We start from the raw sequence: 23725 nt of genomic DNA, 5'->3' as shown, positions 1-23725 counted from the left end.
TCCAATTCCACTCTTCCGCAGGGTAACCCGGCACCCGTGGCCTCGGCTCAAGCTGTGAACCTGTGACGACCGAACAGCTCGGCAGGCCCGACAATGTGTCCAAGAAACGCTCACCGTGGTTGGTGGCGGCGATCGCCGTCGGTTCGGCTCTCCTAGGACTGATCATCCACAACGCCCGGTATGGGGCGGTCTCTCCGCGGATTCGCAACCCCAATGACACCGGTGGTCCCCACCCGCTGTCGGATCCGCTGTTCGGTTATGGCCACTGGATCGTGACCATCGAAATATTCAGTTACCTGGCGCTAGTGAGCATCGTCGCGCTGGTCGTCGTCCTGTGGCGCCGCCATCCCGAGCATCCATATTTGCTGATGACCATTGCGGTCAGCACACTCGCGTGGCTGGACGCTCCCATGAACTGGGTGACGTTCGCGGCGTACAACCCCGATTTGTGGCACTGGCCCGAGGACTGGCCGATCGTGTCGCTGTCTCCGACTGTCGAGCCGCTGTTCATTGCGGCCATTGCGATGTTCGTGGTGCCGCCGTTCTTTCCGGCGATCTGGGTCTTACGGCGCCTGCAAGCGCGCCGCTCCTCGGATTCTTTCGTGTCGCGGCATCCGCTGATCAGCTTGTCCGGTCTGGTCTTCGTGTTCGGCTTCGTCTACGACTTCGCAATGGAGGCGTTATGCGTCCGCATCGGTCTGTATACGTTCACCCAAGTCATTCCCTTCGGGTCGGTCTTCGTTGGTACGCGCTGGCAGTTCCCCTTGTTATGGCAATCCTCGCTCATCAGCATCCTGATGATTCCGGCCGCGGCGCTGATCTATCGCGATGACACCGGACGCACCGTCGCCGAGAGACTGGCGCGGCGGGCCAAGATCTTGCCGAACCGGCCGGCGCTTGGCTCGTTTGTCATAATGCTCGTCGGCGTCAACCTTGCCTTCATGGCCTACGGATTGGTCTACACGGCCGTCACTCGGTGGTCGGGCGCGGCAACGTCAGTCGTTTGCCCGTGGCCGTGGCCGAGCGCCAAATCTATGATCCGCAGGGCTTCTACGAGCAGAACGGTGCACCGGGACCCTTCTCGGAGGGAATCTGGTCCACCTGGGAGAGCGCTCAGCCCGACGGGCGCCCAGTGGTGCCGGCTCCGCCGGGTGGCGGTCGTTGCACGCCCGTTCGTGAAAACCAGTGATTCGATCTCCACGCCAAAGAGTGGTCTCGACATCATCGCACTGTTGATGGACACGGAGCGCGTTGACCGCCACCTCAGGCCAGATTGGCCAACAGCAGCGCTTCGGCGACCGCTGCGCGTTCCAGCACACCCAGGTGCAGGCTCTCGTTGACGCTGTGCGCTTGTGTTCCGGGGTCTTCGACGCCGGTGACGAGGATCTTCGCCTGCGGGAACGCGGCGGCGAACTCGGCGATGAACGGGATTGAGCCGCCCATGCCCATATCGATCGGCTCGACACCCCATGCCTGCCGAAACGCCGAACGCGCGGCGTCATAGACCTCGCCGCTGGCCTCGATGGCGTAGGGCTGACCGACGTCGCCGCGAGTGACGCTGACCTGCGCGCCCCACGGGGCGTGCCGCTGCAGATGAGCGGTCAATGCGTCCAGGTGCGCCGCGGCGTCGCCGCCGGGCGCGATCCGCATGCTGATCTTGGCCCGGGCCCGCGGGATCAGCGTGTTGGATGCGGCCGCGATCGGTGTGGTGTCGATGCCGATCACGGTGATCGCCGGCTTGGCCCACAGCCGCTGCGGCACCGAGCCCGAGCCGATCTCGGACACACCGTCCAGCAGACCGGAATCGGCGCGGACCCGCTCCGCCGGGAAGTCGGGATAGTTGAGGGATGCGACATCGGTTTCGTGCAGGCCGGCCACTGCCACGTTGCCGTCGTCGTCGTGCAGGCTGGCCAGCAACCGCACCAGCACGCTCAGGGCGTCGGGAACCACGCCGCCCCAGATTCCGGAGTGCAGCCCGTGGTCGAGCGTGGCGACCTCGACCACGCAGTCGGCCAAGCCGCGCAGCGAAACCGTCAGCGCCGGGGTGTCGGTGCTCCAGTTGTCCGAGTCGGCGATGACGATCACGTCGGCGGCCAGCGCGTCACGGTGGGCGGCGAGCAACCGGCCCAGTGACGGCGACCCGGATTCCTCCTCGCCTTCGACGAAGACCGTCACACCCACCGGCGGTTGCCCGCCATGCGCCCGAAACGCCGCCAAATGCGTTGCGATACCGGCCTTGTCATCGGCGCTGCCACGACCGTAAAGCCGCCCGTCACGCTCCGTCGGCTCGAAGGGCGGCGACTTCCACTGGCCACGGTCACCTTCGGGCTGTACGTCGTGGTGGGCGTACAGCAGCACGGTGGGTGCACCCGGCGGCGCCGGATACTGGGCGATGACCGCGGGCGCGCCGCCCTCGCTGACGATGCGCACATCGCGAAAACCCGCCCGCGACAACAGATCCGCCACCGCTTCCGCACTGCGGTGCACCTCGTCGCGCCGGCCGGGATCGGCCCACACCGACTCGATCCGCACCAAGTCCTCAAGGTCACGGCGTACCGACGGCAACACCTCGCGGACGCGCTCAATCAGATCGCTCATGACCTCGAGGCTAATCTCTGGACCCTTCGGCGCGAGCTCAGGACGTTTCCAGGATGGCCACCGCGGCCGCGGTATCACCTTCATGCGTGAGCGACACATGGATCGTCACGTCGGCCAGATGCTTGGCGATCGCGCCGGTCAACCGGACTCGCGGTCGCCCCCACATGTCGGTGACCACTTCGATATCGCGGTGGATGTCCTCGCGGAGCATGGGCCGTTGGGCGAACCGCGATCCGGACCAGGCCTTGATCACCGCCTCCTTCGCGGCCCAGCGGGCAGCCAGGTGACGTGCCGCCGACGAACTCTTGTCGGAAGCGTCGCGCCGCTCGCCGGGGGTGAAGGTCTCGGAGAAGACCGTTCCCGGCTGGTCGACCTGCTCGGCGAAATGAGGAATGGAGACGAGGTCGATCCCCACTCCGACAATGCCCATGGCTGGCCAGGTTAACGGATGACCGAAGTCATCCGGCAGAGACCTCGTAGGCATCGTCTTCACCCAGCCGAGCGGCCGGATTCAGCAGCATCGAAGCCTCCTGGCGCTTCTCCGGCGCGTCGTGGTCGAAGCGACGGTCCGGTGGCCGCTGGTACATCGGCGCACCGCCGGCGATGGCCGAGGCCAGACGGCGCTGACCGGCCAGCAGGCGGGCGGCCGCGCGCCGCTGGTAGTCCGCGCGCTGCCCCGGGTCCAGCGCGGCGATGAAGGCCTGCGGATGCACCAGGGCGACCAGGCCGGACACATGGCCGAACCCGAGGCTGGTCAGCATCCCGGCCTTGAGCGGGAACTTACCGCCGAGTCGCAGCGTGTCGCGCACCCAGACGAAGTGCGCCGAGCCGGCCAGTTCTTCGTCGACGCAATCCAGGCTGCGGTTGGGCGGGATCACCCCGTCGCGCAGCATCTGGCACAACCCCATCATCTGGAAGACCGCCGCGCCACCTTTTGCGTGGCCGGTCAGGCTCTTCTGCGACACCACGAGCAGCGGGGCGCCCGCGGAGCGGCCCAGCGAGTCGGCCAGCCGCTCGTGCAGTTCGGTCTCGTTGGGGTCGTTGGCCAGCGTCGAGGTGTCGTGCTTGGAGATCACCGCGACGTCGTCGGCGGCCACGCCCAACTTGGCCAGCGCACGCGCCAGCGGCGACTCCTTGCCGCCGCGGCCCGCGCCCAGCGCGCCCAGGCCCGGAGCCGGAATCGAGGTGTGCACGCCGTCCCCGAACGACTGCGCGAACGCGACCACGGCAAGCACCGGCAGCCCCATCTTGAGCGCCAGGTCACCGCGCGCCAGCAGGATAGTGCCGCCACCCTGAGCTTCGACGAAGCCCAGCCGGCGCCGGTCGTTGGGCCGGGAGAACTTCGAGTCGTGGATGCCGCGGCCGCGCATCATGGAAGTGTCGGCGGTGGCCGCCATGTCGCCGAAGCCGATGATGCCCTCTAGCGTCAGGTCGTCTATGCCACCGGCCACCACCAGCTCGGCCTTGCCCAGCCGTATCTTGTCGACGCCCTCCTCGACCGACACCGCGGCCGTCGCGCACGCGGCAACCGGGTGGATCATCGAGCCGTAGCTGCCGATGTAGGACTGAACCACATGCGCGGCAACGATATTCGGCAGCACTTCCTGGAAGATGTCGTTCGGCTTGTTACGGCCCAACAGGTTTCCGTGGTACATCGTCTGCATCGAAGCCCCACCGCCCATGCCGGTACCCATGGTGTTGGCCACCAAACTCGGGTGCACGTAGCGCATCACCTCGGCCGGGCTGAAGCCGGCAGTCAGGAACGCGTCCACGGTCGCCACGATGTTCCACACCGCCAGCCGGTCAATCGAGGTGGCCATGTCCGGGCTGATGCCCCACACCATGGGGTCGAACCCGGTCGGGACCTGGCCGCCGACGACCCGCGACAGCTTGGTCTTTCGCGGCACCCGGACCTCGGTGCCGGCCTTGCGAATCACCTGCCAGTCGCTCGAGTCGGGCACCGGCCGGATGATGGTGTGCTCCGGGTCGAACTCGGCGAAGGCACGGGCGTCGGCCTCCGAGGACACCACGAAGGCGAAGTCCTTGTCCAGGAACACCGAGACCAGTAGCGGGGACGCGTGGTCGGGGCCGATCGCGCCGTCATAGACGAACTCGCGGATGCCGCAGCGCTGCACCACGGTGTCGTGGTAACGCTCGACCAACTCGGACTCGTCGACCAGATCGCCGGATTCGCTGTCATACCAACCGGGTTGCGGGTCGTCCTCCCAGCGGATCAACCCGGTGGTCCAGGCCAGCTCCAGGACGCCGGCCGCCGACAATTCGTTGTCGACCTCCATCTCGAACCGGGTGCGTGACGAACCGTACGGGCCGATTTCGGCGCCGCCGACGATCACTACCAAGTCGGCCGGGTCGACATCGAGGGCAGCCCACACCGGGGGTGGCGCCGGGGTGAATCCGCGCGGCGGGGAGGGCAGGGCGGCGATGGTGCCTTCGGCCTCGGGGGCGTCGGCCGCAGTGCCGTCGGCAGCCCGGTCGGCTGCCGTCTGCTCGCGCGCCTTGGCGGCCAGTTCGGCCATGTCGAGGTCGGCGTCGCCGAGCCCGCCGGTCAGGTCCGCCTTGATCGGCGCGCCGGCCGCTGCCACCTTTGCCTCGATATCGCACAAGGCCAGCAGCATTGCGGCCATCTCGTCGGTCGAGTAGGTGGTGACGCCGGTCTCCTCGACGGCATCGACGATGGCGTCGTTGTGGCCCATCAGGCCGGTGCCGCGGGTCCAGCCGATCAGCGCGTGCGCCAGGCTGACTCGGGCCGCCCAGGAGGACTCGGCGTGCCAGCGGCTCACCACGGCGTCCAGCGCCGACTTGGCTTCGCCGTAAGCGCCGTCGCCACCGAACATTCCGCGGTTCGGCGAGCCGGGCAGCACCACGTGCAGCCGCGACGCGATGTCGCGTTCGGCGCCGATCTTCGACAGACCGCCGATCAGCCGCTGCACGGCCCACAGCAGGACCTTCATCTCAAGCTCGGACCGCGAACCGGCCTCGGACAGGTCTCCGACGACCCGCGGTGCCGCGAAGGGGAACAGCAGCGTTGGGGTCTGCGCGTCCTTGATGTGGATCGACTGTGGCCCAAGGCTTTCGGTCTGCTCGTGGCCAATCCAGTCAACCAGGGCGTCGATGTCGGAGTAGGAGGCCATGTTGGCGGCCACCACCCACAGCGCAGCGCCGTAACGAGCGTGGTCTCGATACAGCGTGCGGTAGAAAGCCAGGCGCTCCTCGTCGAGCTTCGACGTCGTCGCGATGACGGTGGCACCGCCGTCGAGCAGCCGTGCGACCACCGACGCCGCGATCGAACCCTTCGAAGCGCCCGTCACCACCGCGATTTCGTTGCTGTGGGGACCCGGGTCCGGATTCTCGGCACCCGCAGCGATCCGGCCGTACAGCGATGCGTGGATCTGACGGCCCGCGGCCAGCGCTTTGCCCTGCCACCAGGTGGCCTGGGTGGCAACGACGTGACCGGCGCCCTCGAACCGCTCCGACAGCCGCACCCAGTCGGCGTCGATGTCGCCCTCGTCGGCCAGCCAGAGCCTGACCAAGTCCTCGCGGGCGCTGGCCCAGCGGTCGTCGAAGACGACGGCCTTCTTGGCATCGAACACCGGAGCGACCAAACGCGGCCAGTCCGCGCCCAATTCGGCGGTCACCAGGTCGATGAGCTCGGCATCACTGGCCGCCGGCAACGCGCTGACCGGGTCGTCCAGGCCCAGTTGGCCCAGCACCAGGCGGGCCGCCGACGCGAGCACGCCGTCGCGACCCGTGATCTGGTCGGTGAATTCGCTCAACGCGGCCGCGTCGATGGTTGCGCCGCCCCCACCGCCGGAAGAGGGCAGTGCCACCGAAATGCCGCGGCGCGCGGCGACCGAAGTGACCGCGGCGTCAATGACCTTGTCGACGGATGCGGCTTCGGCCAGTGCGCCCTCGTGCAGGTGGCCCATGGCACCCCCACGAACACTGGTGCCTTCCCGGGTTCCCAACGCGACTTCGACGGTGACGTGCTTGGCCCAACCGTCGCCGAGCTCCCATGTCTTCTTGACCCGCTCGGCGATGGCACCGGGCCGCTTGCCCGAGGGACCAAGAACGGTCCGCAGCTGATCGTTGATCGCGTCGGAAAGCACTGGGCCGTAAGGCTTATAGGTGCGCGCGAGCTTGGTCATCTGCGAGCGCAGCCCGGCCAGGTCGGCCTCGGCGGCACCGTCGATGGCGCCCAGGTTCAACTCGGAGCCCAGGTCCACCAGCAGCTGGTTGCGCCGCGAGGACGCGCCGTCGGTGATGGACTCGATGGAGTCCAGCTCCTCAATTTGGTCGATGCGCATCTTGGCCGACAGCGCGATCAACGCCAATGTGGCGTCGGCGGCGTCGAATCCGATGTCGTCGGGGCGCGGAGCTCCTGACGGAGCTCCGGCGGGAGCCGGAGCGACGGCAGGGGCGCCATTGGGGCTGGGCGCGCCTTCCGGCGAGGCCGAAACGGACTCGTCGGAATCAGCCGGCACCCCCATGTCCTCCGGCTCGGGGTCGGTGTCGGTGGCGAACAGCACCGCCGAGTCACGTTCGGCGTTGAGCACTTCCACTGTGCTGTGGGCATATTCGGGCAGCTTGAGGGTGTTGGTGGCCAGTCCGGCGACGGTCGGCGACGACTTCACGCCGATTTCGACGAACCGCTCCACACCCAGGCCACCCGCCGCCTCCTCGATGAACAGCAGATCCTGCGTCTCGATCCAGCGCACCGGGCTGGCGAACTGCCAAGCCAGCAGTTCGATCAAGACGGTGCGGGTCATCTCGCCCGGGCGCTCGCGGCGCCAGGTGTCGTAGTCGGCGAGGATCTCATCGAGCGGCTCGGCCGGCACCAGATCCCGGATTTCCTGGATGAAGTCGCGGTCGAGCGTGAACGGCCGCGGCACCAGGTTGGGGATGTACCGCCCGATGATCAGGGCGGGATCTGCATCGCGCGGCATGACCCGCTGCAGTGAGCGGCGGAAATCGGCCACACCGACCCGCAGCACCCGCGAGTGGAACGGCACGTCGATGCCCGGCACCAGGATGAACGAGCGCCGGCCACCGCTGAGCTCGCGGCGACGCTCCACCTCGGCCTCCAGCGCTTCCAGGCCGCGAACCGTGCCGGCGATCGCGTACTGCGCGCCGCGCAGGTTGAAGTTCACGATCTCCAGGAATTCTCCGGTGCTCTCGGCGATTCCGGCGACGAACGCCGGAACCTCGTCATCTGGCAGGTCGATCTGCGAGGGCCGGATTGCCGCCAACCGGTAGTTCGAACGGCCCAGCTCGTCGCGCGGCACAATATCGTGCATCTTGGAGCCGCGGTGAAAGACCGTCTCCAGCAAGGCTTCCAGTTCGTAGATGCCCGTCACGGAGGCCAGCGCTGTGTACTCACCGACCGAGTGACCGCACGCAATGGCATCTTCGACGAAGGCGCCCTGCTCGCGCATCTCGGCAACCTGTGCGGCGGCCACCGTCGCCATCGCGACCTGGGTGAACTGCGTCAGGTATAGCACGCCCTCGGGGTGGTTGTAATGCACACCACTGGCGATGATGCTGGTCGGGTTGTCGCGCACCACGTGCAGCACGGAGAAGCCGAGTGTGTCGCGGGTGAACTTGTCGGCTTTGTCCCACACCTTGCGGGCAGCCTTGGACCGGGCCCGAACCTCCATGCCCATGCCCTTGTGCTGGATGCCCTGGCCGGGGAACGCGTAGACCGTCTTCGGAGCGGACAGTCGCGCGGTGGCCGACATCACCAGATCCGTCCCGACCCGCGCGGCCACTTCCAAAACCTCTGCGCCCTGGTCGATTCCGACGCGGTCGACGCGGAAATCGACCTCGTCGCCGGGACGCACCATGCCGAGGAATCGCGCTGTCCACCCGATCAGCCGGGCCGGTGGACGGGCTTGCCTTTCGGTCGCGGTCACCGCGTGCTGTGCGGCCGCCGAAAGCCACATCCCGTGCACGATAGGCGATTCCAGGCCCGCCAGCAGCGCGGCCGCCCGGTCGGTGTGGATTGGGTTGTGGTCACCGGACACCACCGCGAACGGGCGCATGTCGACCGGCGCGGCCAGCCTGACATCGCGGCGGCGGCGGCGCGGAGTGTCGGTCGCGTTCTCGGATGCCGCACCGCCGGCCCGCACCGGATCGGTCAGTTCGGCACTGCCGGTGCGGCCGAGGATCGCGAACCGCTCTTCGAGCGAAGCGATCACCGCGCCGTCGGCTCCGGCGATCGTCACCGAGACCGGGACGACGCGGCCCATGTCGGTGTCGGTGGCGTCAGAAGCCGTTGCGGTGACCGTCAATTGAGCTGGCTCGGTGGGCAGCTTGCCGACCACGCGCGCGGCGTGGTCCAGGTGCACCAGGCTCAGCAGGCCCTCCACCACGGGGACCCCGGCGTCGGTGACCGCCGAGCCGATCGCGGCGAAAACGGCGGGCCAGCAAGGCCCGACCAGTGCGTCGGGCACGGTGGTGAGGCTGGGCGCCAACGGCTCGCCGAAGGTGGCCGTGACCCCAGTGTGGTCGGCGACCCGTTCGGGGTCCCAGTCCACCGTCACGGTGGCCGTCCCGTCGGTGACCGCGGGCAAGAAGTCGGGCCCGTCGACTCCGGCGGCGATCGCCAGGACCGCGCGCATGGCGCTGGCGGCGTCCTCGGTGGAGACCACGGGCGTACCGCCGTCAACGGTGTTCGCGGGCAAGCCGAACGGGATGTCGACCCAGGTGCCCGAAACCGGCACACTGAGCACCACCCCGTCTTCAGCGCTCGCCTGCAGCCGCGCGCCGGTGGAAGAGTTTGTGGCACTGCGATTTTCGTTGACCTGCCAGTCGGCCGGGTCGGCGATTCGATGAATCGGGTTGGTCGTGGTGCGGCCCGCCCACTGCACATCGGGGGCGTCCAGCACCACGGCCAGCGGTCCGGTGACGTCGGGGCGGCCCAGCCGGCGCGACGTGACCGCTCGGGGCTGCGCGCCAGAAGACAACACCTCGTCGATGGCCGCCTGCTCGAAGCGGTCCAGCAACTCCCCGACGGGTTCGTCCATCCGGGTGATGCCGGCCACCGCGGCCGTCCCCGGGATGATGCACACCTGGTCGGCGTCGTAGCGGGCATCGTGCGCTTGCCACAAAGAGTCACTGCGCCACCAGCGCCGCACATCCTTGTCGATGATGGGCACGAAGTTGACCGGCTTGCCCAGCGTCTTGCACAGGGTGACGAAAAACGGAACGTCCGCCGGATGCAGGTGCACCGATCGGGCGTCGGGGTAATGCGCAAGCAGGACGGCGATGGCCTCGCCGGGATTTTCCAGCAGCGCCTCGTCCGAGGCGAACAACGTCTCGATCGGGCCGAAATCCTTCGAATGCAAACGCGCTTCGGCGCGCTGCAGCATCTGCTGGAACCGGTCACGCCACGTGTCGGCCAGCCATGGGCTGTCCGGTGCGGCGGTGGCGGCGGTCGAGTCGCCGTCGCCGATGGTCAGCTCGACGTAGCGCTGCAACCACTGCAGGTAGGTCATCTCCCCGACATCGCCGAAGTACGGCTTCGCGGTGCTGGCCATCGCCGCGACGATCTCGTCTCGGCGCTCGGCAACCGCCTCCGCGTCGCCGGCGACCTCGTCGAGCAGCCGACCGCAGCGCGACGCGGCGTTGTCGATCTCGTGGATGTCCGCACCGAGCTGGCTGCGGCTGGAAGCCATGCCGCCCTGGGCTTTTCCGGCGCTGATCCACTGATCGGTGCCTTGCGTTTCGACCAGCATCCGCTTGACCGAGGGCGACGTGGTGGACTCCTTGGTCGCCATCGCCGCGGTGCCGACCAGGATGCCGTCGATCGGCATCAACGGGAAGCCGTGCGCCTGCGCCCAGCGACCGGTCAGGTACTCGGCTGCCCGCTCGGGGGTGCCGATGCCGCCGCCGACGCAGACGGTGATGTTGGAACGCGACCGGATTTCCGAATAGGTCGCGAGCAGCAGGTCGTCGAGGTCTTCCCAGGAATGATGGCCGCCGGCACGCCCACCCTCGACGTGCATGATCACCGGCTTGGTGGGCACCTCGGTCGCAATGCGGATAACCGAGCGAATCTGCTCGATCGTGCCGGGCTTGAACACGACGTGGCGAATGCCGACGTCGCCCAGCTCGTCGATCAGCTCGACGGCGTCCTCGAGGTCCGGGATGCCCGCGCTGATCACCAGACCATCGATCGCCGCGCCGGACTGACGCGCCTTCTGCACCAGCCGCTTGCCACCGACCTGCAGCTTCCACAGGTACGGGTCGAGGAACAGCGCGTTGAACTGATAGGTGCGGCCGGGCTCGAGCAGGCCGGACAGCTCCTCGGTGCGGTCGGCGAAGATTTCTTCGGTGACCTGCCCGCCGCCGGCCAGCTCCGCCCAGTGCCCGGCGTTTGCCGCGGCGGCGACGATCTTGGCGTCGACCGTGGTCGGGGTCATGCCCGCCAGCAGGATCGGCGACCGTCCGGTCAGCCTGGTGAACTTCGTCGAGAGCTTGACCCTGCCGTCAGGGAGGCGAACCACGGTCGGGGCGTAGGTCGACCAGGCCCGCGCCACCTCGGGGACGGCCCCGATGGTGAAGAGATTGCGCTGCCCGCCGCGGGTTGCCGCGGGCACGATGCCGACGCCAAGGCCGCGGATCACCGGCGCGGTCAGGCGGGTCAGGATGTCGCCGGGACCCAGGTCGAGAATCCATCGGGCCCCAGCGCCATGCACGCGGGTGATCTCGTCGACCCAGTCGACGCCACCCACCAGGATGGCCTCGGTCAGCTTCCGGGCCAACGCGACATCCAGGCCTGTCTTCTCCGCCCAGCCACCGACGATGTCGATGCCGTCGGCCAGCCGCGGCGTGTGGAAGCCCACCTCCACCTGCACCGGATCAAAGACCGGGGCGAAGACGTCGCCGCCGCGGATCTTGTTCTTGCGGTCGGCCTCTTCCTTCTCGGAGATCTGCTGGCAATAAAGTTCGAAACGCGAGAGCTGCTCGGGGGTGCCGGTGATGACGACCGATCGCCGGCCGTTGCGGATGGACAGCACCGGGGGCAGCACGGTGCGAACGTCCTGCGCGAACTCGTCGAGCAGCCGGCGAATGCGCTCGGCATCGGCGTTGGTGACCGATACCATCGGCGGGCGGTCGCCGAGCACGGAGATGCCGCGCCGGCGGGCCACCAGCGTCCCGGCGGCGCCGATCAGCTGGGCCAGCGCCAGCAGTTCGACGTCGCGGGCGCCCGCGGCCTGGAACGCCTCGACGGCGAGCACGCCTTGCGAATGCCCGGCGACGGCCACCGGCGGCGTCGCGCCCCAGTCCATGCCCTGCCGCGCCAGGGCACGCACGGCCGCGACCTGGGTGAGCAGCACGCCGGGTATCGACACCGCGGCGGACGTCAGGTGCTTGTCCGAGGGGACCGGATCTTCGGCTGCCAGCGCACGCACCCAGCCCAGCGGCTCGAAACCGATCGGACGGACCACGACCAGCTCTTTTGCCACCGGCTCGAGCAGCAATTCCACCTCACCGACCAGCGTTGCCAAGTCGGATTCGATCCCGGCCGATGACACGAGTTCTTCGAGGGCCTCCAGCCAGGCAGCGCCCTGGCCGCCGAATGCGATAGCGTACGGCTCGCCGGCCGTCAGACGGTCGACCAGAGCATGGGTGTCGTGCGGGCCAGTCCCGTCGCGGTCAGCGGACACCCGGTTGTGCTCGTGGATCGTCAACTTCTGTATCTCCCTGTATGCGTCTTTTCGTATCGGTTCGTTCGGCCGCGTTAGAGATGCGCCTGGTCGGTTCCAGTCGATTCCGCGTCGAATCACGGCCCACAAGCGGCCGGCCGGTGCGTCGTCGGCGGACCGCCCCCGGTTGGCCTTGCGGCGCTGCGGACTGCACCGGCTCTACTAAGAGTGTCATAAGGATCAGTGCCCTTTTTGCATGTAGATCGGTTACTGGTGAGTTCTACGCACGGGTAACCGTGTCGTGGGTAACACCGCGTTTAACCGGCGGCGCGGGCGCGGCGAACAAACTTGCTGCATGCAGGTGGTTACGGTCGAGTAGCTATAACTGCGCTGATCAAGGCAGTATTGTTATGTAATCGTTATGTTAAAAATATCGGGTTGTCCGCGGCGCGTGACGTCGCGTCAGCCCGGGCGTCTCGCGGCCGCTGATGGCCGCGGCGCCACGAAATGAGCGAACGAGTGTTTGCTGGAGTTCTACGCGCCGGGGCTTAGACCCACTGGCCGAATTGGGGTTTGAGGATTTCGTTGATGTCCACCCCGACCCCGCCGACGTTGCGCTTGTCGATCTCGACCTGGTGCAAATTCGCGGCCGGATGGGTGAATCCCTTGGGCGAGCCCCAGTTGTGCTGCCAGAAGTACGCGCCCAAGCCGTCGTGCAGGGCCCAGTCGATGGTTTTCGAATTGCCGTACACGCCCGTGCGCTGGTGCCCGATCACCGACTCCCAGGACCGCAGATACGGGACGATCTGCTGTTTGTACTGGTCGTACGACGGGTCGTCATCGATCGACGCGTAGATCGGGGCGTTGGGCGGACCGCCCGCGGCGGCGTGCAACTGCATCCCGCGCTGCGCATGTTGCGCGCCCGCGCCCGCTCCGCCCAGCCAGTCGGCGGTGCTGCCCTTGCCGTACTGGTAGCACGAAACGATCTTGAGCCCGTTGCCGCTCAGGTCGCGGGCCTCAGAGACCTGGATTGGCTTGCCCAGCATCCAGTTGCCGCCGGGCCGGCGATCGGACACGTACCGAATCGACCCCACCGCCCCGGCGGCCCTGATCTGGCTGGCGGGGATGACTCCCGCGGCGTAGTCCAACAGGGTGCCGAGCGAAGCCGATGCCGGGGCGGCGCGCAACGACGCGGCTGCGACCCCGAGACCTACCAGGGCTGGGGTCGCGGTCGCGAATTTGAGCAGCTCACGTCGCGAAACCGATGACACACGCCACAGGGTACGGCAGAAACACCATAGGGCACACTGGCCACACCAGTTGCATCTGTATCACATTGCCGCAACGGCCGTCCTTGGCCGCCGCGAGCGGATTCCTAGACCGCCCGTCTAGGCGTTTGCCCGCGTGGTCGGGCAACGAGGCCACCCAAGTGGCAGCGAGTTCAAGATTGACAGCGTGCAGACGAGTATCGCCGTCGTCGTCACCTAAAGGAGACTGAAGGAACCATGGCGGCTGAACCGCTCGATGAACCCGATTTCACTGCCCGGCTGTCTCGCGATCAGGAGCTATGACGCCGGGCGGAACCGGTCGACAGCGACCGACGACCGCGCCATGATGACTTCACCGATGTCTACACACCAACGGCATTATCGAGACCATCCAGGCGGCGACCACCAATGCCGCCAACGAGATCTCGGGTGCTGCCGCGAATCTTTACGCAGCTCTGCTTCCGACGGCAGACATCGTGAATACCGTGGTTACCGTGATCCCGGCCTATGACGTCAACCTGTTCCTGAGCGGGATCCAGCAAGCGATCAACGGGAACGTTCTCGGCGGATTGCAATATGCACTCGTCGCTCCGTTTGCGGCCTCCGCGGGATTGCTCACGGTCGCAGGTGGTTTTGAGCTTCTAGTGCTGTTGCAAGCCCTGATTGAGCTGGTTGGCGGATGAGCCGGGCCCGGCCTCGCTGATTCCTACGGCTCGAGCACCAACTTGCCGAGCACACCGCCGTCGGCCAGGCACTGCGGCGCCGCCTGGGCTTCCGGCAACGGATAGCGTTGCGGCGGAGGCGGTCCCATTCGAGCCCTGACGGATTCCTAGACCCCTTTAGCGGGCTTCAGCCTTGATAAGCACGTCGTGGACGAAGCCGAGCTTGGCCACCACCGGAAGGTTGAGCCGGAAGGGGTAGAGGGCCTCCTTGCCCATCGCGTGGTTCACCCGGTTGAGCACGCCGGAGAGCACCTCCCAGTCGTGCACGAGCGCTTCGAAGTCGCCTTTGCCGTAGTGGACCCGCGGGTCGATGTCGGCGTCGAGATCGAAGTGCACCCGATCGGCGCGCAGCATCATCCCGGAGTCGGCGGCGGTCGCCAAGGTTCCCGTGATGTGCAGATAGTGGGCGAAGGTCTCTGCCCAGTCCTCCCAGGGGTGGGCGGTCGCGTAGTGCGAGATGTAGTCGTGTTCCCAGTCATCCGGAACGTGCCCGGCGTAATAGTCCGCCAGCGCGGCCTGGTAGTCTCGGCGCTCGTCGCCGAAGAAGGAGCGGGCCTCGTCGATGAGTGCACCGCCGGTGATCAAGATCATTTCGTAATAGTGGCCGACCTCATGGCGCATGTGACCGAGCATGGTGCGGTAGGGCTCTTTGAGGATGATCCGCAGCCGTTCGCGGTACAGCTCAAGCGATTCGGCCAGGTCGATGGTGATGACGCCGTCGGCGTGCCCCATCGTCACCGGATGTCCGACGGACTTGCTGGAAATCAAATCGAATGCCAGGCCCTTCGGGTCTTCGTGAAAGGGCGTGATCGGCAAACCTAGGTCGAGCAGTTGAAAGATCAGGCGCCGCAGGGCTTTCAGGGTGCTGGCCAGTTCGCTCTGTGCCTCGGTATCGTCAGCATCCGGTCCGGTCCGTACAAAGCCGTCGGCGAAGCAGACACCGGTTGGCGAGCCCTTCTCGACCAGCCAGTTGCAGCCTCGATCCCAGTGGGCGCACCGCACCCATTCGGCGTCGTCGATCATGGTGGATGCTCCGGCGGCGGGCGCGAGCGCCACCGACATCCAGGGCTTGTGGAATGCGACGTCAGTCGCGCAGGCTGCACAGCATTGGTCTTCGAAGGCCACTGCGAAGCCGCACTGCGGGCAGCGGTATGCGCGCATCGACGCTATCCCTCGTTGTCCGTGGCGGGTACGTATGTCCAGGGCTGTTGCGGGCGGCTCTTCAGGTAACCCTTCTGCCAGTTCCACTGCGGGTGCTGGCGCAGGAATTCGTCGGCGTCGAACGGCGCACCGTCGGCCCGCCCATACCGCGCCCACAGGTTCATCTCGGCGATGTCGGCGGCGCAGGCGACCTTCGCGTCGATGGAGCCGAAAGGTGTAAACGGCGTCAAATCACTGTTCTCACAATGGTCTTCGTCTGAATGCGCGCAGATTGTGCGCGCCGACGGGTGCGTGTAGTTGAGGTACGGATCGAAGGTGTCACCGATCATGCGCTTGCCGACCTCGACGTCGATCCGCCCGTCGAACTCCCCGAGCAATTGTTGCCAGCGCACCTGGCGGGCGCCATTGGGCGTACGGATATCGCTGAACCCCGTCCCGAAGCATTCCAGGTTGCGGATCCGCGGGTCGGTCGGTGCATTGTCACCCCAGAAGTAGCCGTCGGTCTTGCGCGCCAGGCTCTGATAGAGCAAACCCTCTTCGTAGCGCGCGATCTCACCGGTCTTGATGTCGCCGATCAACCACGAGTTGGCGTACCCGCCGTTGTTGTTGGCGTTCATGAGGCTGATCCAGTGGTCGATGTCGTTGGCGTACTGAGTTGCGACGCGCGCCCGGCAGAACTCCGGCGTCCTCGTCTCGTCATACCCCTTGAAACCCTCGTACCCGCCGATGGTCGTTTCGGTGATCGCCAGGCCTGACGACGATAGCCAGAAGTCGGTCATGCTCGCGATCCATCCGGGCGCGGTCTGCATGACCATTCGGTTGCCGTCCTCGGGGGTCAGGTCGAGGATCACGTTCTCAAACTGGCCCTGCCAGAAGTCGGTGAAGCTGGTGTGACCCAGCACGATTGAACCGTCACCGGTCGCGCTACCGGTCGCGATGAATGCGCTGCAGTGGTTGCCCTCGCCGCCGGTCGGGGCAAGCGCGGTGTAGCGGCCCGAGTTCTTGGGCCACCAGTAACCGGTCAGCTCCATCCAGTCGTTGATCCCCAGCACGTCGTCGAACGTCGACGGAACTCCGGCTGCGGTCAAACCGGCTGCAACACCTTCGATTTCGGTGCGCAATTCGGACGGTATCTTGGCGGTGTGCAGTTCGACGGCCTTGCCTACAAAGAAATCGTAGGTCATACCAATGTCCTGATAGGTCATCTCCCGGTAGACCCGGATCGACTCGGCATACTCGTCGGCGACGAGGTAGCCGTACTGGAAGCCGCGTTGGAACGGTGCGCCACCGATCGAGACGTGCACCCACCCGCCGACGTCGTGCCGCGAAGCCTTGGCAAGCCAACCCTTCTGCTCGTCTGTCAGCTTGGCGGGGGCGGTGCGAGCGGGTGCGGCGCTGGGAGCGACCGGCGGCTGCACGTTGTGGGGCGGCGGCTCGGCAGATCGTGCCGACGGCTGAGTTGCCATGATCACTCCTTGTAATGGTTGCCGAACAGGCCCAACTTCAGCCGGTTCACGACTTCTGCGACGGCAAGCCAACCGCGCACGCTGTTGCCGGCCGAATTCAATCTCGGCGAGAAGGCGGCCACCGCGAGTCGGCCCGGCACCACAGCCAACACACCGCCCCCGACACCGCTCTTGGCGGGTACCCCGGCCGTGTAGGCCCAGTCCCCGGACTGTGTATACATCCCCTCCATCACCATTTCAGCCAGCAGGTAGGGGACGTTGGAGTCGGCGATGACCCGGGCGCCGGTGCGGGGATTGACCCCGCCGGAGGCCAAGGTGGCGCCCATGGTCGCCAAGTCGGCGGTGTTCAGCATCGTCGAACACTGCTGCGTGTACACCGCGCAGGCTTCCATCGGGTCGCAGAAAATCGTGCCCGCGCTGAACATCAGCCAGGCGATGGCCTTGTTGTGCGCGTTGGTGGCCTGCTCGGAAACATTGATCTCCTCACCGAGGGACAGCGAGCGCCCCGCGAATGCACTCTGGATATCCAGGATTTTGCGCCACCGATCGGACGAATCGGTGGCTTTTACCAAACTGGTCGTGGCCATCGCCCCCGCGTTGACCAAGGGCGACGTCGGCTTGTCGTGATGTAGCTCGAGTGCCAGGACCGAATCGAACGCAGCTCCGGTCGGGTTCACTCCGAGCTTGGCGCGCACCGCCGCATGGCCTTGCTGCTCGATAACCAACGCCAGGGTGAACACCTTGGAAATGGACTCGATCGGGAACTCGTGTTCGACGTCTCCGATGGAGGCGATGTGGCCAAGCGGAGTCATCGCGCACAATGCGAAAAGGCCCGAGTCCACGTCGGCAAGTGCGGGGATGTAGTTGGCGTTGTGTCCCTCAGCGTTATGCCGGTGCACCGAATAGGCGTGTGCCACAGCGGACTCGATCGCTGCCGGGTCCAACGGGTCTTGGGCCATGACGAATCACTCCCAGCCCAGCGTCGGGCGAAGCACTTGTACTCCGGGTCAGGCCGGTCGCGGGAGGGTGCCCGCGACAGCGAGCGTAGCAGAGTGGATTCGCCGTGAGCCGGCTCGAGCCTGAGCTTGATAACGCAATAATCAACGCAGGAGGTTCCGGCCACGGGACCACATTTGACTGCAGGGGACTTCCGATGGATCACGACCAGCTCATCGACCTGACCCGGCGCGCGCTGAAGTTGGCGCGCGACCAGACGACCGACCTGGCTCCCGCGCAGCACCGGGTCGACGCCCGGGACTACACCTCGGTCGAGCGACACCACCAGGACCGGGCCCTGCTGCTGGCCAGCCCCCAATTGGTCGGCTACGTCTCGGAGCTTGCCGATCCCGGCGCGTATTGCACCAAGACGGTGATGGGGCGATCGATCCTGCTGACCAGAACGTCCGATGGGTCGGTCAAGGCGTTCGAGAACGTCTGCCTGCACCGCCAGTCGCAGGTCGTGGCGGGGTGCGGCAGCGCGAAGCGGTTCACCTGCCCGTACCACGCGTGGACGTACGACAACGCCGGGCGGTTGGTCGGCCTGCCGGGGCGTGAAGGCTTTCCGGACGTGACCGTCAAGTCGGACGGTTTGACCGAGCTTCCGGCGGCCGAGTTCGCCGGATTCCTCTGGGTGGCACTAGATCCCGGTGCCCCCCTGGACGTCGCCGCGCACCTGGGAACGCTGGCCGACGAACTGGACTCGTGGGGCATCGGGCGGTGGGCTCCGCTGGGCGAGAAGGTGCTCGACTTCCCGATCAACTGGAAACTCGCGGTCGACACCTTCGCGGAGAACTACCATTTCGCCACCGTGCACCGGCAGACCTTCGCCACCATCGCCCGCAGCAACTGCACGGTTTTCGACTCGTACGGACCCCATCATCGATTGATCTTCCCGCTCAACACGATCCTGGAACTGGACAACATCCCCGAAGAACGGTGGGACCCGTTCCACAACATGGTCGTGATCTACGCGCTGTTCCCCAATATCGTGCTGTCGGTGACAATCGCCAACGGCGAGCTGTTCCGGATCTACCCGGACGACCAACCGGGCAGGTCGATCACCGTTCACCAGAACTCGACGCCGCTGGACCTCTCCGAGGAATCTGTCGCCGCCGGCGCGCAGGCCGTCTTCGAATACGCGCATGCGACGGTGCGCGACGAGGACTACCGCCTGGTCGAGAGCCTGCAAGCCAACCTCGAGTCGGGCGCTCGTGATCACCTGCTGTTCGGGCGCAACGAACCGGGACTGCAGCACCGCCACATCGCCTGGGCCCAGGCGCTCGCAGCTTTCCGCCATAGCTGACGGCCGCCGTTCGCGACACTGCAACCACGCACACGACACCCCGCAAAACGTGTACGTGGTTTCAGTATCGACGCGGGTGCGAATTTACCCGCTCGGCGCAGCAGCCTCCGCGCCGTCGTCGGATAGCACGGCGATCAGATCATCGAGAATGATTGCCAGCGCATCGTTTTGGATGGGACGAACCCCGGCCAACAGCCCGGCCGCCGTGCCGCGACGGCCGGAGGCCACGAGCGGCACCAACTGATCCACCACCGTCTGCAGGTCCGGGGCCGGTGGATCGACGTTCGCGACGGTGGTGGCCAGCACCTCGATCAGCTCCCAATCCCGGTACAGCGCCAGCGAGCGCTCGTTGAACGCAAAACCGGTCACCGGCTTGCCCCAGAGCGTCCCGTGGTAGCGGTAGGGACCTTCCATGTATTCGATCGGCAGGCCGTGTGCCGGGGCCGCCACCAGCGGCTCTCCGGTGATGTCCAGTTGCAGTGTGGCGCAGGTGATCCGGTGCCGGTCGGGCATGTACCGGGCCTGAGCAACCGGCCGCACCAGCGGTCGCACCGCGTTGGGCCAGCGGACGTAACTGCTGATTGTCACCTCGACGTCTTCGGCGCACCCCGGCGGCGTATTGGGGTCGGGATAGCTTGTCGTCACACCGGTAAACGGCTGCAGCGCATTGCCATTTGTGCGGTCGAACTGCCGCCAAATGCTCAAGTCCACGCCGTTGTCGAAGTTGATGGTGCGCCATTCGTGAGACATGGCCCGCGGGTCTCCCCCGGTACCCCCGCCGCCGGCATATTTCGGAAACCACTGCCGGTCGACATGCCCGCCGCTGCCGGACACGTGCTCGACCACATCGCCCCAGCGCAGGGTTCCGGTCATCGCCATCCCGGTCTGGAAATACGAGTACGTGTCGGGTTGGCCGAAGCAGACGATCTTGCCGTTATGGGTCGACGCACCCACCGGTGTCGGTGCGCGCGTTGGTGTTACGGCCAGGTCCAACCGCATGCGGCGACCGGAGTGGTCCTCGCCCACCAGGCTGACCCGGTAGGTGTACGGCAGCAATTCTCCGTCGCCGTTACGGCAGCTGGTCCACGACGCGGTGCCGGCACCGCTGTGGTAGCTGATGTCGAGGTAACCCGGGGACATCGCCAGCTTGGGCTGCGCTCCCGGCTCGAGGTTGGCCGGCGGCATGTCGTAATCCGTATAGGTGCCGTAATCGCCGGTATCCAGGTCGAACAGCGCCATGGTGTAGAAGTCCGCGACGACCGTTCCCCCGGGCCGGTTCTTGTTGAAGATGGTCAGGAAGGCAAATGACCGGCCGGTTTGGGTGGCGTCGAGCCGACTGGCGATGAACCAGGTGTCCGACTCCTGGTCGAGGTGTTCGCCTTCGGCGGCCGGGAAATCCAGCTGGCTGTCACCGGGCACCAACTGGAACGGGTAACTGCGCCAATCGTCGGTCATGTCACACGGGCTTCCTTGCCACGGCACAATCCTGCTTTTTTGGCTATGTTAGCGTCAATAGCGAAGTTACGGTCACGTTCCCTACCCCTGCCTGCAGGAAGTGCCCCGATGACAGAAAATTCCGGCCATCGCTCGTATGACGAACTGTTCATCGGAGGGCAGTGGCAGAAACCCGCCAACCCGAGGCATCTCGCCGTGATCTCCCCACATTCCGAAGAGCCGGTCGGCCACGTCCAGGTGGCCGGGCCCGAGGACGTCGACGCCGCCGTCGCCGCCGCACGACACGCTTTCGACCACGGGCCGTGGCCACGCATGGACGTCAAGGAACGGATGGCCAAGGTAGACGAGCTCGCCGCGATCTACGCCGGCCACATGGACGAGATGGCCGACCTGATCACCGACGAGATGGGATCCCCACGCAGCTTCAGCCGGCTGGGCCAAGCACCGGCTGCGGCGTCGCTGATACACCTCACGCTGGCGGCCGCCCGTGACTTCCCCTGGGCGGAGCGCCGCCAGGGAGTGCTCGGCGAAGTGCACCTGCGCAGGGCCCCGGTCGGGGTGGTCGCGGCGATCGTGCCGTGGAACGTGCCGCAATTCCTGATAATGCCCAAGTTGATCCCGGCCCTGATCGCCGGATGTACGGTCATCATCAAACCCGCGCCCGAAACACCTTTGGACGCTTTGTGGTTAGCCGAAATGATCGAGCGGCTGAACTTGCCCGACGGGGTCGTGTCGGTGCTGCCCGGCGGGCCCGATGTGGGCGAGGCGCTGGTGCGCCATGCCGGTGTGGACAAGATTGCGTTCACCGGTTCCAGTACCGTCGGGCGCCGGATCGCGGCCCTGTGCGGCGAGCGGCTCAAGAGGGTGAGCCTGGAACTGGGCGGCAAGTCGGCGGCGATCGTTCTCGACGACGCCGACATCGACAAGACGGTGGCCGGGCTCAAAACGGCCGGCCTGATGAACAACGGCCAGGCCTGCGTTGCCCAGACGCGCATCCTGGTCAGCGAGCGACGCCACGACGAGGTCGTCGACGCACTGGCCGAGATGATGTCGGCCCTGAATGTCGGGGATCCAGCCGACGTGGCGACCGACATCGGACCTCTTGTCGCGCAACGGCAACAACGTCGGGTCCAGGACTACATCCGGTCCGGGCAGCAGGAGGGCGCCCGCATGGTGCTCGGTGGCGACGACAGTCCGACGAATCGCGGCTGGTATGTGCGGCCGACGCTGTTCGCGGACGCCTCCAACGACATGCGCATCGCCCGGGAGGAAATCTTCGGCCCGGTCTTGACCGTCTTGCGCTACCGCGACGAGGACGACGCGATCCGAATCGCCAACGACAGCGACTACGGACTGGCCGGTTCGGTGTGGACCGCCGACATCACCCACGGCATGGAGATCGCGGCCGGTGTTCGCACGGGCACCTACGGCATCAATATGTACACGCTCGACATCGGCGCTCCGTTCGGCGGCTTCAAGCAATCGGGCATCGGGCGCGAGTTCGGTCCGGAGGGCCTCCACGAGTACGTCGAGCTTCAGACGCTGGTAAGCAAGGGGAAGTTGCCGCCGCTATAAAGGGTCCGATCGCCATGAAGGATCGCGACCGAGCCGCGCGAGAAGCCTTGTTTGCGCGTCAATTTCGCTGGTCTCGATGTTCACGGCAAACGGAGCTTTGAACATTCCCGACGAGCTCAGGGCCTGGAGATCCACCGGCAAGTCGGCGTAAAACAGCTCACACCAGGCGGGATCGAGCCGATCGTCGGCTCCTACCGCGCGAGCGAGGTCCCAGGTGTGCACTAAAACATCGCGGGTCAGTTTCGGTATCAGCTGGCGAGTATCCAGCTGTGTTACCGTGCCGGGTGCTAGGGCCTCTGTCAGCGAGTCGTAGGTCAGTTGCCATCGCACCTGCGCATCTTCTGGTGGCCGATTCGGCTTCAATCCCAGAGGACGCAACACGAGCACGTCATGAAAACCAATCACATGCTCCAGCACGGCCCGGGCATCCCACTCATCACACGGAGAGCGATGATCCCATTTGCCATGCGCCGACCGAACGGCCTCGCCGAACCGCCGGCACACCGCCAGATGCAGTTGGACTACGCACTCATCGGTCGCTTGCGCCATTGGGCATCTGCAAGGTGAGCTCGACCGGACAGCACAGCACGCCGTGCTGATTGGTCACCTGGATCTGGACGTCGATGAGGCAGCGCGGCGGGTCAACCGAGGTGTCCCGCCGCTTGGTCACCGCCCGGCCCCGGCCGATCATGGTGTCGCCGGCATACACCGACCCGGCCAGCCGCATGGAGCGGCGCACCACGCGGCTGCTCGGGCCGGCCCAATCGGTCGCGACGCGGTCGGCGAATCCTGCGAGGTGCATGGTGTTGACGTAAATCGTCGGATTGCCCTGGCTTTGGGCGTAGCCGGGATCGAAGTGGCCGGGAAAGTAGTCCCAGGTTGCTCCGGCGTTCTCCACCACCCGCTGGTAGCTGATCTCGTCGACCACCTCGGGCAGGTCGACGGGAACGGTGATCTCACTCCAGTTCAGATCCTCACCGGTCACGACGATCCGCCAGGTGTAAAGCGGAACAGGGTATTTCGGCAGGTCGCGACCACCGCCCCGTCTTGGCGGCGATATGTCTCCAGCGTTTCTACGAAATGACCGACGCCCAGGCGGGTCCGCTTTTCCGGCGACACCGACACCAACTCCTCGACGACGGTGAGCAGATCGCCCTCGACGATCGGCTGCAGGAACTCAACGTCGTTGGCCGCGTTGATGAACGTGGTGCCCGGCAATGGCACCCGCAGCACCATCGATGCCGCCGGCCTGGCACTTCCCTGTTGGGGCGGCTTCCACGGCGGAGGTATCAGCCATCCCATCAACAAGGCCGGCGGAGCCAGCAGGCCTCCCCATTTCTGCCGGGCAAAGTCGGCGTCCCAATACGAGCGGTTACCGTCGTGGACCATCGCGGCGAACAATTGGATACGCGCGCCGCTGACCGGGGTCGCCGCGGTTCGCGGCTCGCTCTTCGCGCCGACCATCCGCAGCGCGTCTTCATAGGTACCGAAGGTCAGCCGGTAGCTGAGG

Annotated in this window: 15 protein-coding genes and 1 pseudogene; 4 read left to right on the top strand and 12 right to left on the bottom strand. The window is 66.4% G+C overall.

All coding sequences use genetic code 11. The annotated features are described in order from the left end of the window. Positions 1–62: 62 nt before the first annotated feature. The gene (locus ACLP4W_RS16215) at positions 63–1340 is read left to right on the top strand and encodes a spirocyclase AveC family protein (RefSeq protein WP_442387585.1); all 1278 of its coding nucleotides are present in this window, start codon (positions 63–65) and stop codon (positions 1338–1340) included. Here ACLP4W_RS16215 and ACLP4W_RS16210 read toward each other — a convergent pair. The 4 genes from ACLP4W_RS16210 to ACLP4W_RS16195 form a co-directional block, all read right to left on the bottom strand. Beyond that, a complete protein-coding gene (locus ACLP4W_RS16210; protein WP_442387584.1) occupies positions 1264–2598 on the bottom strand; it encodes a dipeptidase in 1335 nt (444 codons plus the stop codon). The genes ACLP4W_RS16215 and ACLP4W_RS16210 overlap by 77 nt on opposite strands. Before the next feature lie 37 nt (positions 2599–2635). Further along, complete coding sequence (gene acpS, locus ACLP4W_RS16205) at positions 2636–3028, bottom strand: holo-ACP synthase AcpS (RefSeq protein ID WP_442387582.1); 393 nt, start codon at positions 3026–3028, stop codon at positions 2636–2638. A 28-nt stretch (positions 3029–3056) separates the two neighbouring features. Next, positions 3057–12311, bottom strand: a complete 9255-nt coding sequence (locus tag ACLP4W_RS16200; protein ID WP_442387581.1) for a fatty acid synthase subunit beta domain-containing protein — start codon at positions 12309–12311, stop codon at positions 3057–3059. 503 nt (positions 12312–12814) lie between these two features. Continuing rightward, positions 12815–13537: a DUF1906 domain-containing protein gene (locus ACLP4W_RS16195; protein ID WP_442387579.1), complete on the bottom strand. Its 723-nt coding sequence runs from the start codon at positions 13535–13537 to the stop codon at positions 12815–12817. 482 nt (positions 13538–14019) lie between these two features. Here ACLP4W_RS16195 and ACLP4W_RS16190 point away from each other — a divergent pair, with 482 nt between their 5' ends. Continuing rightward, complete coding sequence (locus ACLP4W_RS16190) at positions 14020–14217, top strand: hypothetical protein (RefSeq protein WP_442387577.1); 198 nt, start codon at positions 14020–14022, stop codon at positions 14215–14217. Positions 14218–14240: 23 nt separating this feature from the next. Here ACLP4W_RS16190 and ACLP4W_RS16185 read toward each other — a convergent pair. The 4 genes and pseudogenes from ACLP4W_RS16185 to glsA all read right to left on the bottom strand — a co-directional run. After that, a pseudogene (locus tag ACLP4W_RS16185) lies at positions 14241–14339 on the bottom strand (NADPH:quinone oxidoreductase family protein); the annotation flags it as partial. A 34-nt stretch (positions 14340–14373) separates the two neighbouring features. Further along, complete coding sequence (locus ACLP4W_RS16180; RefSeq protein WP_442387576.1) at positions 14374–15417, bottom strand: zinc-binding metallopeptidase family protein; 1044 nt, start codon at positions 15415–15417, stop codon at positions 14374–14376. A 5-nt stretch (positions 15418–15422) separates the two neighbouring features. Next, positions 15423–16883 carry a C45 family autoproteolytic acyltransferase/hydolase gene (locus tag ACLP4W_RS16175; RefSeq protein WP_442387574.1) on the bottom strand — a complete coding sequence of 487 codons (1461 nt, stop codon included), beginning with the start codon at positions 16881–16883 and terminating at the stop codon, positions 15423–15425. Between the two features lie 2 nt (positions 16884–16885). Next, positions 16886–17842, bottom strand: coding sequence for a glutaminase A (glsA, locus tag ACLP4W_RS16170; protein ID WP_442387572.1), 957 nt, complete (start codon positions 17840–17842; stop codon positions 16886–16888). A gap of 194 nt (positions 17843–18036) precedes the next feature. Between glsA and ACLP4W_RS16165 the strand changes: the two genes are divergently transcribed. Continuing rightward, positions 18037–19185 carry an aromatic ring-hydroxylating oxygenase subunit alpha gene (locus tag ACLP4W_RS16165; protein WP_442387570.1) on the top strand — a complete coding sequence of 383 codons (1149 nt, stop codon included), beginning with the start codon at positions 18037–18039 and terminating at the stop codon, positions 19183–19185. 84 nt (positions 19186–19269) lie between these two features. Here ACLP4W_RS16165 and ACLP4W_RS16160 read toward each other — a convergent pair whose 3' ends face one another. Continuing rightward, a complete protein-coding gene (locus tag ACLP4W_RS16160; protein WP_442387569.1) occupies positions 19270–20640 on the bottom strand; it encodes a secreted hydrolase in 1371 nt (456 codons plus the stop codon). Positions 20641–20748: 108 nt separating this feature from the next. Between ACLP4W_RS16160 and ACLP4W_RS16155 the strand changes: the two genes are divergently transcribed. Then, positions 20749–22215, top strand: a complete 1467-nt coding sequence (locus tag ACLP4W_RS16155) for an aldehyde dehydrogenase (RefSeq protein ID WP_442387567.1) — start codon at positions 20749–20751, stop codon at positions 22213–22215. Here ACLP4W_RS16155 and ACLP4W_RS16150 read toward each other — a convergent pair. From ACLP4W_RS16150 to ACLP4W_RS16140, 3 genes are read right to left on the bottom strand one after another with little or no spacing between them, the layout of a single operon-like run. After that, positions 22210–22764 carry a maleylpyruvate isomerase family mycothiol-dependent enzyme gene (locus ACLP4W_RS16150; protein ID WP_442387565.1) on the bottom strand — a complete coding sequence of 185 codons (555 nt, stop codon included), beginning with the start codon at positions 22762–22764 and terminating at the stop codon, positions 22210–22212. The two genes, ACLP4W_RS16155 and ACLP4W_RS16150, sit on opposite strands and share 6 nt — an antisense overlap. Then, complete coding sequence (locus ACLP4W_RS16145; protein WP_442387563.1) at positions 22745–23200, bottom strand: MaoC family dehydratase; 456 nt, start codon at positions 23198–23200, stop codon at positions 22745–22747. Before ACLP4W_RS16145 ends, ACLP4W_RS16150 begins: the two co-directional genes overlap by 20 nt. Further along, a complete protein-coding gene (locus ACLP4W_RS16140; protein ID WP_442387620.1) occupies positions 23197–23679 on the bottom strand; it encodes an FAS1-like dehydratase domain-containing protein in 483 nt (160 codons plus the stop codon). The genes ACLP4W_RS16145 and ACLP4W_RS16140 overlap by 4 nt, the downstream gene beginning before the upstream one ends. Between the last annotated feature and the right edge of the window lie 46 nt (positions 23680–23725).

This window comes from Mycobacterium sp., assembly GCF_052145595.1.
In the GTDB taxonomy this organism is placed as follows: domain Bacteria; phylum Actinomycetota; class Actinomycetes; order Mycobacteriales; family Mycobacteriaceae; genus Mycobacterium.
Note: the sequence above shows the minus strand (reverse complement) of the source record. Positions and strands in the feature narration are given on the sequence as shown.

Coding starts and splice junctions, on each gene's coding strand:
- ACLP4W_RS16210 (WP_442387584.1), bottom strand. CDS start 2,598: ATGAGCGATCTGATTGAGCGCGTCCGCGAGGTGTTGCCGTCGGTACGC.
- ACLP4W_RS16180 (WP_442387576.1), bottom strand. CDS start 15,417: ATGCGCGCATACCGCTGCCCGCAGTGCGGCTTCGCAGTGGCCTTCGAA.
- ACLP4W_RS16175 (WP_442387574.1), bottom strand. CDS start 16,883: ATGGCAACTCAGCCGTCGGCACGATCTGCCGAGCCGCCGCCCCACAAC.
- ACLP4W_RS16140 (WP_442387620.1), bottom strand. CDS start 23,679: ATGGTCGGCGCGAAGAGCGAGCCGCGAACCGCGGCGACCCCGGTCAGC.
- acpS (WP_442387582.1), bottom strand. CDS start 3,028: ATGGGCATTGTCGGAGTGGGGATCGACCTCGTCTCCATTCCTCATTTC.
- ACLP4W_RS16160 (WP_442387569.1), bottom strand. CDS start 20,640: ATGACCGACGATTGGCGCAGTTACCCGTTCCAGTTGGTGCCCGGTGAC.
- ACLP4W_RS16150 (WP_442387565.1), bottom strand. CDS start 22,764: ATGGCGCAAGCGACCGATGAGTGCGTAGTCCAACTGCATCTGGCGGTG.
- ACLP4W_RS16155 (WP_442387567.1), top strand. CDS start 20,749: ATGACAGAAAATTCCGGCCATCGCTCGTATGACGAACTGTTCATCGGA.
- glsA (WP_442387572.1), bottom strand. CDS start 17,842: ATGGCCCAAGACCCGTTGGACCCGGCAGCGATCGAGTCCGCTGTGGCA.
- ACLP4W_RS16165 (WP_442387570.1), top strand. CDS start 18,037: ATGGATCACGACCAGCTCATCGACCTGACCCGGCGCGCGCTGAAGTTG.